This is a genomic window from Paenibacillus sp. J2R1T-4 (assembly GCF_059692235.1).
The window spans coordinates 107371-121280 of sequence record NZ_JCAUBA010000013.1; the positions used below are offsets into that span (position 1 = coordinate 107371).

General features: G+C 37.9%; 9 protein-coding genes and 1 pseudogene. 5 read left to right on the forward strand and 5 right to left on the reverse strand.

Annotation, left to right across the window (positions count from 1 at the left end; all coding sequences use genetic code 11):
- Positions 1 to 3: 3 nt before the first annotated feature.
- From AC58QD_RS21095 to AC58QD_RS21105, 3 genes and pseudogenes are all read right to left on the reverse strand, one after another.
- Positions 4 to 585, reverse strand: a complete 582-nt coding sequence (locus AC58QD_RS21095) for a hypothetical protein (RefSeq protein WP_497336933.1) — start codon at positions 583 to 585, stop codon at positions 4 to 6.
- A 29-nt stretch (positions 586 to 614) separates the two neighbouring features.
- Positions 615 to 989: pseudogene (locus AC58QD_RS21100) on the reverse strand (recombinase family protein).
- Between the two features lie 283 nt (positions 990 to 1272).
- Positions 1273 to 1395 (reverse strand): recombinase family protein, encoded by a 123-nt coding sequence (locus AC58QD_RS21105; RefSeq protein ID WP_497337059.1) that lies wholly within the window; start codon positions 1393 to 1395, stop codon positions 1273 to 1275.
- Positions 1396 to 1950: 555 nt separating this feature from the next.
- Here AC58QD_RS21105 and AC58QD_RS21110 point away from each other — a divergent pair.
- From AC58QD_RS21110 to AC58QD_RS21130, 5 genes are all read left to right on the forward strand, one after another.
- The gene (locus AC58QD_RS21110; RefSeq protein ID WP_497336935.1) at positions 1951 to 2202 is read left to right on the forward strand and encodes a CDI toxin immunity protein; all 252 of its coding nucleotides are present in this window, start codon (positions 1951 to 1953) and stop codon (positions 2200 to 2202) included.
- A 38-nt stretch (positions 2203 to 2240) separates the two neighbouring features.
- The gene (ybiA, locus tag AC58QD_RS21115) at positions 2241 to 2990 is read left to right on the forward strand and encodes a riboflavin biosynthesis intermediates N-glycosidase (RefSeq protein ID WP_497336937.1); all 750 of its coding nucleotides are present in this window, start codon (positions 2241 to 2243) and stop codon (positions 2988 to 2990) included.
- A 75-nt stretch (positions 2991 to 3065) separates the two neighbouring features.
- Positions 3066 to 5003 carry a hypothetical protein gene (locus AC58QD_RS21120; RefSeq protein WP_497336939.1) on the forward strand — a complete coding sequence of 646 codons (1938 nt, stop codon included), beginning with the start codon at positions 3066 to 3068 and terminating at the stop codon, positions 5001 to 5003.
- 507 nt (positions 5004 to 5510) lie between these two features.
- Positions 5511 to 7142, forward strand: a complete 1632-nt coding sequence (locus AC58QD_RS21125; protein WP_497336941.1) for a hypothetical protein — start codon at positions 5511 to 5513, stop codon at positions 7140 to 7142.
- Between the two features lie 43 nt (positions 7143 to 7185).
- Entirely contained in the window at positions 7186 to 11358 is a 4173-nt protein-coding gene (locus AC58QD_RS21130; protein ID WP_497336943.1) for an NACHT domain-containing protein, read from the forward strand.
- A gap of 86 nt (positions 11359 to 11444) precedes the next feature.
- Here the strand turns inward: AC58QD_RS21130 and AC58QD_RS21135 are convergent, their stop codons facing one another.
- Both AC58QD_RS21135 and AC58QD_RS21140 read right to left on the reverse strand, forming a co-directional pair.
- Positions 11445 to 12800, reverse strand: a complete 1356-nt coding sequence (locus AC58QD_RS21135) for a sensor histidine kinase (protein ID WP_497336945.1) — start codon at positions 12798 to 12800, stop codon at positions 11445 to 11447.
- A 416-nt stretch (positions 12801 to 13216) separates the two neighbouring features.
- Complete coding sequence (locus tag AC58QD_RS21140; protein ID WP_497336947.1) at positions 13217 to 13831, reverse strand: response regulator; 615 nt, start codon at positions 13829 to 13831, stop codon at positions 13217 to 13219.
- Positions 13832 to 13910: the final 79 nt, after the last annotated feature.

The following is a 13910-nucleotide window of genomic DNA, read 5'->3' on the forward strand; positions in this document are numbered from 1 at the left end:
GTTTTATACCCCAGATGAAACGGGGCGAGCGATATTATAGTGAATCTTAATGCTACCATCCGAAAAAACTTCAATCTTATGGATGATGTGTCGTAGAACTTGCTCAATATCAATGTCAAGTATTGCTATCTTGTTTACCTGACGTTGGAAGTCCTGCAAGTAGCGCTCTGTATATTTCTTTGATTCAATCAGTGTTCCAAGTTCCACCTTGCGGGCGGTCAATCGACTTTGTTCAGCTTGAATGCTCTCATTAGCCGACTTAAACTGTTCTAAGCCAACCGCTTTTTGTTGGAATAAGGCAAGAAAGGAACGGAGCTCGCCCTCAAGCTTAGTAAGTTGTTTGTTTACACTTTGCAATTCTTTAGAATATGAGCTTTGATGCAATTCAAGTTCCCCGCCCACTACTCTGTAGAGTTGCTCCATCCTGACATTGTTCGTAATCAGTTCTCGTAAATCAGCCACTGCGGTATCTACTAACTGACTATTGGCAACGATGTGTGAAGAACAGAACGATGTTGTATGTTTAACGTATCCCCCGCAAACATATGCACCGCCTTCTTTTCTCAGAAGGTCTTTCCGAAACATCGTACCTTTGCCACAGTCAGCACAACGAGCTACATGTGCAAACGTCTCTCTTGACCATTGCTCATATACTTGCCCTTTGTTCTCATTTTCTCTAGGGCGGCAGTGTGTTCTTCTAAAGTTATGATGGCGGGGTGAGCATTACTAACGACGATCTGTTTATCAGGAGCTATAGTTTTCCGCCTTTTCGAGATAAAATCAATAGTTTCTTCTCGATGCTGAACAAGTGTACCAGTGTAAACTACATTTTATAGGATTACCCTGATACTGCTCTCATGCCACATCACTCCCTGATTTTTACCGCCTGATACTTTTCTAGGTGTTGGAACTCTCCCTCTATTTAGATGGCGAGCGATTTTATACCATCCCCAGCCTTTGTACAGGTATTGGTCAAATATTTCCCTCACTAAAGGGCTATATTGCTCATCTAAGGCGAGCTTCCCATCATCCTCACGCTTATACCCGAATGCAATTAGTGAAGTCTGATATTTGCCTAGACGTGCTCCTGTCTGTCTGCCAATTTTTATGCGTTCTGACAGCTTTCTGCTTTCTTCTTCTGCAAGCAATGCTTTAAAGCCTGAACATCAACTTAGTAGTACTTGTAGCTGTGTCATAGTTGTCCTCAGGAAAGATGAGGCGAATATTATTTCCCTCTAGTTCTTGGGCAACCCTCATACTCTCAACTGAGTTTCAGCCGAAGCGGGAAACAGACTTAGCAATAACAGCATCAAACTTCTTTTTCTTAGCATCGTATATTAATCTTTGAATCGCTTCCCGCTTTAAGAAAGTCGTACCGCTAATGCCATCATCAATGTATGTTCCTCCTTCTTAATTCCTTACAAACCTGATCGTATAGGTTGAGTGGGAAGGGGGACGAAACAATGAACACTAATCATGAGTTTGTAGGAGAGTGCTCGATTCAAGAATCAATAGAACAAATAATCATTGAACTTGTTCGGGCGGGCTTAATTGACTTTGAAGCCCATAGTAACTCCACATCTGATAACCTCACGAATGAATGTCCATAGCTCTTATCCCCGCCACATATCCTTATTATATTGGGTTTAAGGGCAACAGACATTAGAGCAATCAAAAACTTTTGACAGAGTTGATTTAGTTGATTTTTGCCGCAGCCTTATGCAACAAGTGTCCCAATATCTTTAAATCACTAAGCTTCGTTCTCCGTGTAATCTCAAATAATGGTTCGGTGTTGCGTGGCTAGTATGTAGTTTTCCTGACCCACCAACATGCAGCAAAACACCGATTACAGCACAGATAAGCTACGGATATACAATAAACACCACTACGATAACGGCAACAGAAAATCCCAACATATGGTACAATTAGCTTCGTTGGGTGGGGTGTAAGATGGAACAAGAGGGTTCTAGAAAATGGAGATTGGAACAACTTTTACGGCGGCAAAAATCTAAACGGAACTTTTCATATGGCCTTTTATTTGAAGAGTGTATTAAGGCATTGGGTGGAAGGTTTTGTCATTATACCGGAAGAAACTGGAAAAAAATAAGGAATGAATTAACTACTGTGTATCCTTTCACACCTTGGGGAAGAATTGATTGGAATAATACAGTTAATAAACATAAACTGCGGTTATCAATATGAGGGTGAAATTACGTTAGGTATAGAGAGGTCGGATTATTTTGAATATCCCAGATAACATACAAAAAATAATTGAAGAAAATAAAAAGAAAATGAAAGAACTGAAACCCGAGGAACGGTTTATTAGGTTTTATGAGACTAATAAACCATATGGTTGTTTTTCGAACTTTGCAAAGTATCCGATAATGTTAAATGACAAAGAGTGGGTAACTACAGAGCATTATTTTCAAGCCCAAAAATTTGTAGGAACTGAATATGAGGAAGAAGTTCGACTCGCTAGCTCACCTATGGAAGCCGCAAGATTAGGGCGGGATAGAAATAAACCTCTTCGCAAAGATTGGGAAGATTGCAAGGTTCAAATCATGCAGGAAGCACTGGTTGCTAAAGTTGAACAATATCCTAGTATAAAATCCATCCTTCTGTCTACAGGGGATTGTACGATTGTGGAACATACGACCAATGATGCCTACTGGGGAGACGGTGGCAACGGTCAAGGTCAAAACATGCTAGGGCAATTGCTAATGGAAATAAGAAACAGCTTAGAAGGATATGCACCAGAATTTTTCTTGCCCCAATGGATTGCTTTTCCCGATATTCATCCGTTCAGCATTGGCTGGAGAATGGGGGCAGGTGAAGATTATTTAATGTACTTATGGGAATGGAGAAAAAAACAGTCTCCAGAAGCTTTAAAAGAATATGATGAAAACTTTCCCCCGCCAGAAGAGTGGGTTGAGGCTAGCACAGTTAAAGAGGCACTAAAGAACAGATTTCAAGATGGAAATAACACATAAGATACTACTGGTCGTGTATTAGGTAATGAGCGGTTATCTGACAAAAGTAAGGCTTTCAACACTGGAGATGAAAAAATGGATAGAGTAAAGTTTTATTCACTAAACGATATGATAAATGGCCAAAATTTAAAGAAATGCGAAAAACTCATTAAAGAAAATGAAGCAGGAAAAGAAGTACAGGATATTAACGACATAATTGAACTATATAATGTAAAAAAGTATTTCGATAATAAAGTTTTTCTAATGGAATGGACTGCTGATGATATAAGCCATTACCAGAATAAAGTGAATACGTTTTTGGGGATTGTAGCTAGATTTTTTAAATCAATTACTGACGATAACATTATTGCACTCTATTTTGATGTTGATGTTTTTTATTATAAGAGTGATTTTTGGGAATTAATCGATAAATTCAAAGTATATGAAGTAATAACTGAAGAAAAATTCAGGGAGATGTTGAATACATCAAAAGTATCGTTACACGATTTGCTGAAGTTCAAGAATATAACTGAACATTTTGGTAGGATTATTAGGGAGTATATGCTTAATAATAACTCATCAGCCCAGCTGCTTTTGGATAAATTTGAACTAAAGCATATTCGCGAAAAAGATCTGATATATTTCCCAAAAGAATTAAGTAGCTCTGATAAAGAAATTATTATTAATAATTACATAGATAGTGAAGATCCTAACTTAAATTATTTACGACTTATTGCCAATATACAAAGTAGTAAAGATAAAATTGAAATTACTCCGAGAACCTTATTGAAAGCAAAAAGAAAGGCTGAAGATCAAGAAAGCAAATTCTTCACAGAGAATTCTGGGATGAGTATGGAAACAGCAGTTATCTTCTCCAAATCTCAGAGTGAAGAAGTTACTTTAATTAGAGACGATCTTTCAATAACCGCCACTTATAATGCAAAATGGATTGAAGAGAATCAGGAATACCCAACACTTTTGAATAATTTTATACATTTATTTGAATTTGTTGACCTTCAAATGAGATGTACATTGGTCAACAAAAATAATGAAATGGGGGTGTTTGAGCGTTTTATTTTTACAACCTCTCAACATGCTTACACAAAAGGAGTAGCTTTCGACCACAAGAATGCCCTCTCATTACTTCAAATGGTAGGTTATTCTAATCAACTATTTAGTTTAGGTATTCGATTAGAAGAAGTAATTGAATGGTTTTTTCAAGATTATCTCGCGGTCGAATTTGATACTCGTAACTTCCAAGTAACTATGCCTTCAGCCCACTCTACTTTTCTTGAAAAATGCACAAATATTATGCCTGCATTGGAGTCAGTTCTTAAACAATTCTCATTATATGTTGAAGAAGGACATATTGATTTTGAATTGCTTGAGATACGCTCTGAACATCTTATATATAGAAACATTCCTTCACTAGTAATAAGAAAATATGCCTATGGTATAGGAGAAGAGTTTAAGACTGCAACTTTCATTCTTTTTTCAGATCAAAGCAGTTTGGGTTATAACGAATATGTAGAAAAATCATATGATAACTTTTTTGAGTTGATACGCAATGAGAAATTAAAACTAAAAGACTATCCTGAATACCATATCCCGAGAATTAATTGGCTTATAGACAACAAATATTTATCTATAGATGCAGAAGAGAATCTTATATTTGACAATGTGTTTCTTATTATGATCCTTTATGATTTATATTTTAATGAAGTAATCAGTTACTGGAAATACTCGGAGTCGGAAAGAAAGATATTAGATGATCTTGAGAAGAAGAACGTAATTGAACTTGAAAGCACCTTATTTTCAAGACCCGAACAAGACTATATCAACTATACTCTGAATAAGTCTCAATTTAACAATGGACTAGACTTAAGAAACAAATACAGTCATTCACAACCCAAAAGTGGCGATGACGAAAAGATTCACAACCAGAATTACATGATATTTTTGCGATTATTTATTCTTTCAGTAATCAAGATAAACGATGACTTTTGTACATTTTTAGAAATGAGAAAGATGTAAGTCTGTGGTTAAAATAGGTTACCTGAATGGGTGATGCTCGCTAAAACGGGTTTTCCATTGAAAAGTCCAGTAAATCTAGGCGATCTTCTTGCTTGAACAACTAATTATTGGCGAGAGCACTTCGTTAGGTTGTTCTCACTGAATACTCAACACATGTGGAGTGCGTAATATGGATGGTTCGGAAATGAGATTTGGCAGGTTCGTTATAGTGTTGAAAGTAAAGTAGCATTGGGAAGAATATACTATAGATTTATTCTAAAATAAGCACCCAATTGATGCTTATTTTTCGTGTAAAAAAACAGGGCTTTGTCGTATCCGAACGAAATTAGTTATTAATTATTGTTTTGTTGCTTTTGGGGATGGGGCTTGGAAACGTTCAAACTCAGTACAAATCTTTGCAACACGGATCTTGAAGTGATGATCGTGGATGAAGGTATAGATCAGCTTCGACGAGCGTAAAGAAGTTCAGGATTGAATTACATTTTTCAGATTAAGGGGGGGATTATCTTGTCGGTGGAACCATTAATGCATCCAGAAAATTATACTATCGAAAAATGCAGTGTTGACCTACTGCACTATCTCAGGCAGTTTAAAATAGATGATGTATTTCGACTAATTGGTTATTCCTATATACGTTTAAACCATGAAGCAGCTACTTCTAGTGGATATAAGATTTCACCCAAATTGATGGTTAACTTACCTTTCTTGTATGCTGAAAATGCATACAACGGAGTAAAAAGGATTAGTGAGTATGACTCTTCTTTTAATCATATAGTAGATTTGCTAGAAGACCTTTATTACTGTCATTACAATGACGCAACTGAAGGAGCAGATGCTAATTATTTGCATGAAGACGTAGCTTCAAATATGTATATGAATTTTCATTTTAACTTCCCAGATATTTCGATAAGACAGTACTTGGATTTTTTCTATAAGCACGTTGATATATTAGAACACCATTTTAGAATGGTTGAGTTATCTGGGGATCAGATAATCAGGGGTCTCCTATTAGTGCTAAATTACGAACGGGCATGTAAAAAAACTATAATGCTGAGAATGCAAAAAAAGTGGCTAGAAATAAGAGACAGTAATTGTTTTGTTGCTGTAGAATTTGATTCTGAAATTAACCAAAAGGTCCGAACACATTTTTCTACAGATTGCATTCGTATGTTACTAAATAAATTCAATATTCCGGCAGACACATTTATTGATGCTATGTTTTTTAAAGTGCAGCAACAAGATGTAATTTCCTTTGAGTACCCTACCAGTATTTACAAGAGGTATAGAAGCTATATTGGAATAAAACATAATGAATCTATCTTGCTACCAAGAAATCATTATATTTTGGATCGCTTGTTTAATATTATTGAGGATAGTGAGTTATATATTGATAAAAGAAAAGGAGATTACCTAGAAAATAGAGCTTATGAGATTATTTGCAATTTTTTTGGAAAAGAGAATGTATATAAAAATTTATACGATGAGAATGGAGATGACCAAGATATAATTGTTTTATATAATGGTTATCTTCTATCCATTGAATGCAAAGCAACTAAATTAAAAGAAATTTTAATCAATAATGAAAAATCGAAAACAAGATTACAGAGAAACTTTAAGCCTTCATTACAAAAAGCTTATTCACAGTCTGAAAGAATTGCTATACATATGAAAAAAGGTACGGCGAAATTCTACAATTCAAAAAATAAGGAAAAAAGAAAACTAATATTAGATTTAGCAACAATAAATATTACTGCCGTTAGAAGCATAGCTGTCACTCTTACTCCTTATCTAAATCTAGGTACGGATATTCATTTAATGCTAAAAAAAGAAGATGTAATAAAGGAACCTTGGTCAATTGATATATTTTCTTTGGAGCAAATACTGTTTAAATGCAAGCACAATTTTAATATTGAATTTTTTATTGGGTTTCTTGAAAATCGACTGGAGTTATTTGGTTCAGTTTTTTCAGTATCAGGTGATGAACTCAGTCATTTTGGAAATTACATTAGATATCGTGAATTGTTTAACCAGCGAATAGGAGGAGTAACTACACATTTAGGACCTGGATATCGGAGTTTTGCCAACGACTATCTAGATTTAGATAACTACATGGTTTTTCGTGATTATTTAGGTATTTAATTTTGTAGAGTATGGACTGGTATTGAATAACGGAGGTGTTCTCTTGAACAATAAAACCTTTTCTTGGAAAAGATTCTGGTGTCCTCGAACAGGTACAATCAATTTATCTGATGGCGGTTACCTCTACAATCCTGAATCTGAGTATGGGCATATATATAATGAGCATGTTGTTCCTTTCGATAAAATATCAGAGGTTCCATGTTTAATTTTATTAGGGGAACCGGGGATTGGTAAAACAGAGGCATTACGAAGTATTGAGAATTCGGAAGAAAATCATACTCTCAAGATTGATCTTCGTTCGTATGGAACGGAAGACCGCTTAGTCCGAAATATCTTTGAAAACCCTTTGTTTGAAGCATGCCTGAAAGGAGAGCATCATCTACATCTTTTTTTGGATAGTTTGGATGAATGCTTACTGCGGATAGACTATGTAGCGGTTTTGTTGGCAGAAGAGTTTGAAAAATATAAAACCAACCCAAACCTAAAGAATCTCTTTCTAAGAATCGCCTGTCGAACAGCCGACTGGCCGAGTCTACTTGAGCGAGAGTTAGCGGATTTATGGGGAAATGATAACATCCAGATCATGGAGTTGGCACCATTACGAAGAGTGGATGTTTATAATGCAGCAGTTGAATTAGGTATAGATGCTGATAGGTTCATGAATGAAATATGGGAGAAAGAAGTAATTCCACTTGCAATTAAGCCGATCACGTTAAAGTTTCTTTTTAATCTTTATATAAGATATGGTAACTTTCCATCTACACAAAAAGAACTGTATTTGCAGGGCTGTGAGCTTCTCTGTGAAGAAACAAATGAGAGCAGAGTTGCATCTCGGAATACAGGGAGAATAAGAGCTAAGGATCGTTTGAAAGTAGCCTCGCGAATTGCAGCTTTGATGGTGTTATCTAATAAATATGCTGTGTGGCGTGACATTAATTTTGGCGATGTTCCTGAGGAAGATATCACCATAAGTGATATTTCGGGTGAGAATCCGCAGCAAAGAGATGCTTCATTAATAATTCCTGAATCAGAAATTGAGGAAACTCTTTCTACAGGCTTATTTTCTTCAAGGGGGTTGAATCGCTTTGGGTGGGCTCATCAAACATATGCGGAGTTTTTGGCAGCGTTATACGTCACTCAAAATGAACTGTCTCCTGTACAAATTATGAGTTTGATTCAACATCCTCTTGATTCAGAACGAAAGCTAATTCCGCAACTCCATGAGGTCTCAGCTTGGATAGCAACTATGAGTGTAGACGTGTTTCGTCAAATACTAATCCGTGATCCACAGGTACTTCTTCGAAGTGATGTGACAAGTGTAGATACTGAAGATAAAAAATCTTTGGTTGATGGTCTTTTAGAGCTATATAATGCAGAAAAAATTAGAGACTGGGATTTTGATGAATATTTCTATAAATTGATTAACCCTATTCTTGAACAACAAATTAAACCGTATGTGTTAGACCAACAGCGTAGTCATGTAGCACGGCGCGCTGCCATTCGAATAGCAAGAGCGTGTAAACTAAGCGCATTGCAGGATGATTTACTGAAAGTTGCGTTAAATCAGGATGAGGATTATCAAATTCGAATCCAAGCAGGTTATGCAATATGTGAGTTAGCAGATGAAGATACTAAAAGGAAGTTGCTTCCATTAGCCAAATCGGAGGCAGGTGAAGATGCTGATGATCAATTGAAAGGTGCAGCACTAAGTGCACTTTGGCCTCAGTATATATCCGGTGAAGAACTATTTTCCATACTTACTATCCCTAAGCGTAGAAATTTCACTGGATCATACAGAATGTTTTTAAACTATGAAATTCTCGATAAGCTGCAAATTAAGGACCTGTCGGCTGCATTAAGATGGGTTCTAAAGTATGCTGTCAATGATCGATTTGATTCTCAAATTGATGATTTAGTGTATGGGATTCTGAACAAAGCAGGTCAGTATTTGGATGCACATGACGTTCGTATAGCATTTACTGATGTTATACATGCAAGATTGGTACATTTCGATAATTTAAGTTACATCAAAGATTTGTTACAAAATCAGATTATACGCCGAACACTTCTTCTTTCATTGTTGAACACAGAAGCTGAACAAAAAGTTATTCATTCATCCGCATTTTCTTGGCTTATTAAGTCAGAGGATTTCCCGTGGATGATTGAACAACTACAGAATGATATCATCCCAGAGTTTCAACAAAAATGGGCTACCTTGATAAAAAGGACATTTAATACGACTAATTCCGAACAAGTGGAGTTGCTTTATTGTGCTTTACAGAATAATAAAATGTTAGCTGAACACTGCCAAGTTTTTTTTCAAAGTATCCTATTAGATTCTGAACAAGCTCGTGAGTTAAAAGAAAGTTCCATGAGGATAGCAAAATGGCAGGAGCCGAAAGATAAGTATTCACCAATTCATCCACCTGTTGATGAAAGAATCAGCCTGCGTTTGGATGAATTCGAGGCAGGGAATTTAGATGCTTGGTGGCGATTAAATTGGGATTTAGGAATTAAAAAAGAGAATAGGCGTGTGGAGGAATATGAGCCTAATATAAAAGCATTACCAAACTGGAATAAGGTTAACGCTTATGATGAAGAGCGTATCGTGTCCGCTGCAAGGAAATATTTGTTTGAGAAAAATTCGGAAGCCGCCAATTGGTTTGGAACGGATACTTGGCATAGACCAGCTATGGCAGGATATAAGGCATTAAGGTTGGTTTATGAGCAAGATTATGAAATTTTACTATCTTTGACGTCGTCTCATTGGGAAAACTGGTCTCCAGTTATCTTTACGCAATGGGTAACGTCAGAACGTGACGAAAGAACGATACATGATCAATTAGTCAAGTTAGCTTACAACAATGCTCCTGATAGAGTAATTTCAGACTTGATGCAACTAATAGATAAAGAGAATCAACAGCATTCTAATGTGTTTATTATTAGATCAATGAAGGAATGCTGGGATGCTCGATTAGGTGAAGTGGTTTTAAATAAGTTAAAGACTCAGAGTTTAATGCCCGAATCTATAAAGTGCTTACTTGATGATTTGCTACGACATCAAATAGATGGAGCAGAGGAATATGCTAAGTCTTTAATCAAGCCCGAATTATTAGTTGCTGAAGACTCTCGTAAGCTAGCCATAATTGCTGCTGTTGCGTTATTGAACAACTCTCGGAACGTCGGTTGGGATACTATATGGTCACTTAAAGAGTCTTATCCCGATTTTGTTCAAGATATTTTTCTTTCTTTTTCAAGTAGATTTGAAGGACACAAATTACTTCAAGCTTTGTCAGAGACGGCGCTTACTGATTTTTATATCTGGTTGGTAAAAAGATTTCCATATAAAGAAGATCCGTATCATGATGATGACGAAATGGCACATAGGGTGGGACCTCGTGAAAAGATAGCTGATTTCAGGGACGGAATTTTACGCTACTTGTCAAACAAAGGGACATTAGAATCTTGTAATCAGATTGCACGGATAGTCTCAGAACTGCCAGAACTTCCGTGGTTAAAGTGGACACTACTTGAAGCACAAAGTGTCACACGCCGTAGTACTTGGTCCCCGCCAACTCCTATAGAAGTCGTCCAGCTATTGGGAAATAGGCACCGTAGGCTGGTTCAAAGTGAAAATCAGCTATTGGAAGTGCTAATTGAATCACTTAATAGGCTGGAGCTGAAACTGCATGGAATTACACCGGCAGTAGTGTGGCTCTGGAATAAAATCGATCAGAAGGAATACCGACCAAGATCTGAAAATGAATTCTCCGATTATATAAAGCAGCATTTGGAAGAGGATCTTTTAGGGAAGGGAATTGTTGTTAACCGAGAGGTGGAAATACGGAGAAGCGCTGGGTCATTACCTGGAGAACGTACAGATATTCATGTTAATGCAATATTACCAGGAAGATCAAGGGGAATTTTTGAAGTCATTACAGTTATTATAGAAGTTAAAGGAAACTGGAATCGCGAGCTATTTCAAGCCATGGAAACTCAATTAGTTAACAGATATTTAAAAGAGGGAAAATGTAAGTACGGCCTATACGTAATTGGTTGGTTTGAAAGTTCGAAGTGGGATGTGACTGATAATCGTAAAATTGCAATTCCATCATGTGGACTACAAGTTACCAAGGATATATTGAAAGATCAGGCTTCAAGTTTGTCAAATAACGGGACAAATGTTAGATCGTTTGTGATGAATTTATTTCTGTAGGACTGTTCTGATGTTTTGACTCTGTTTACTCGACACATGTGGAGTGTGTGGGGTCAACTCATCGAATGGAGTAATAATGGGGACGATTAACCTGTTTGTTTGTCGATTTGGCTGGTCTGGAATTTCAAGATGACCGAAGTTCCTTTGCCCGGGGAACTTTTTATTTCTAATTTGCCGTTATGCGCGTCCATGATTTTCTTGACATAATACATACCTAGTCCGAAGTTCCGTCCGGATTTGGATTTGGTGGAATATAATGGCTCCGTTACATTGGCAAGCTGTACTGGATCCATCCCTATCCCCGAGTCTTTAACCGACACAGAAGCGCTTGATTTTTGCTGCAACAAAATAAATTCAATAGTCTCCGACCTATCCCCTGCTTCCAACGCATTGTTGATAATATTCGTCAAACACTCGACAACCAACGCTTTATCGACCCTGACCAGAACCGCTGTCGTAGGGGCAACTAATGATATTTCTGCTTGGTCACGAAACGGGGCTACTGCTTCTTCCACTACGTTCCGCAAATCATGGACTTCCAGTGTTAGAGAAATCTTGTGCCTCGTCATATAAGATAATTTGTTCATCATTGCAAGCATGTGATCGTTCGCGGACAACAGATTGTCCAAATATTGATCAATATCCTCGTAGTTTTCGCGGTGCAGACTTCGGCGAATGTTAAGCGCGTTTAGTTTGATTTTTCCAATCGTATTTTTGAACGCGTGTTGCATCATTCTTGTCCCGATCTGTACTTTCTCGGGTGCGGTTCTTCGCTGAATGCCAAGAAACGCATTTTTAAGATACAAAATAACGATCAACAGGGCGCTGAAAATACACAAGAACGATATATAGAACATATGGTGATCTCCGGTATACGTATACCAGCCTTCGCTTTGATACAAAATCAGAGCAGTTTCAGGTACAAGGAAGATGGAAGCGATAGACAGATGGCGAACAGCTTTGGACCATGTTCTCTCCTTGCACAATACATAAACAAACAACGCCAAGGAGACAATTGCATAAGGTACTCCCCATGACAAAATAAACGGATAGTTCACCGTCGGAAGGGTAACACCTTCAATTTTATCGTTCCAAATCGAGATCCAAACCGGGATAGACAAGATCATGTTGAAGTATTTGTTCGATAACCCGGCATAGTTCAGAAAAAATAGCAGAATAGACCAATATGGAACCGAATGAATCGTATTGTTTAATTTGTCAGATATCCAAGTGAACCTGTCAATCCAGAGCGAAGACATGCCGCGATCTGTGAAGAACGGAATTATAATATCTTCCAATCCGATTTGAAGCCCGCTCATACCTGCGAACAAAAGAGTAATTGCTCCCCAAAAAACGAGACGGTTACGGTAGTGTACTACCAGCAAATACAGACTAATCGGCACCATGATGCAAAACAAAAGCAAATAGATCGTAACGATCATTCGTCTGCTCCTTCCCCCGACAGTGATGCATCATGTCACCACAGACAATACGCAGTCTATTTACCTTGTTTTACTATGAAACACGTTTAAAAGCAACATGCTATGTTAATGTTGTTTCTACAGGTGCCTTCTCCTGGATCCCCACAATTTATACCATATTCGATCGTTGTCATCCTTAAAAATGCGTATGCCCAGCAGTTTGAGTGGGGTCCATATTTCCTTGAAATGGTAGTACGGCATTCGATCTCCTCACGCTCCAAATGATACTAAAGTTGCTAGGGTATTAGGAGAATAGTACTATCCGTTCCTTGAAGCCGTATAGTAGACACTTTATTGTCTACCTGCCGGAAAGACCCAAATAAACAAAAAAACATCCGCTGCCACGATGAAGTGGCCAGGGATGATGATTAAATGTATCAGAGCTTGTCGATCAAGCCCCACTTCAAGCATTTATCCGCCAGTTCCTTACTGGAACCGGACCAATCGAACTTCTCAAGCAGTCTGCCGACTTGCTTCTTGACGGCAGCCAGACTAACGCTGTTGAATTGGGCAATTTCCTGCTGTGTTCGTCCTTGCGCAATGAGCCGCAGCAGATTGGAGTCGTTTGGGGTGAGCAGCTCTTTTTTCTTGTCGTAGACAAGCTTCTTCAACCGATCGCCGTATTTAGACGTCTTGTTGTGCATGGTATCCGCAATTACTTGAGGGAGTTGCTCAAATTCGCTCTTATATACGAAATCGTATGCCCCGCTCAAAAATGCTTCGTAAAACATTTCGTCATCGTTGTCCAGTGAACTGAGGATGATTACTTTTACCGCGGGGTACTCACTTGCAATGTCGAGCGCAGCGTCCAGCCCGTTTCCGGTCGGATCACCAAGCATAATATCCATTAGCACGACGTCCACGTTTGCGGTCGGTAGCACGGCCAGACATTCGGCTCTTCCGGAGACGCAGCATATGATGTCAATCTGGGGATGATCGCTGAAAAAATCGCATAAGCCACGCTGCCATTCGATATCATCTTCGACGAACATCACTCTAACCTTGTCGATTCCGCTTCACCTCCAATTATTTACATTGTCATTGTAATATATATTGGAAGGATAGTGGAAC

Bases quoted from the DNA above. Each gene is read 5' to 3' on its own strand.
- AC58QD_RS21110 (WP_497336935.1), top strand. From the start codon at position 1,951: ATGGAACAAGAGGGTTCTAGAAAATGGAGATTGGAACAACTTTTACGG.
- AC58QD_RS21140 (WP_497336947.1), bottom strand. From the start codon at position 13,831: ATGTTCGTCGAAGATGATATCGAATGGCAGCGTGGCTTATGCGATTTT.
- AC58QD_RS21120 (WP_497336939.1), top strand. From the start codon at position 3,066: ATGGATAGAGTAAAGTTTTATTCACTAAACGATATGATAAATGGCCAA.
- AC58QD_RS21135 (WP_497336945.1), bottom strand. From the start codon at position 12,800: ATGATCGTTACGATCTATTTGCTTTTGTTTTGCATCATGGTGCCGATT.
- AC58QD_RS21095 (WP_497336933.1), bottom strand. From the start codon at position 585: ATGTTTCGGAAAGACCTTCTGAGAAAAGAAGGCGGTGCATATGTTTGC.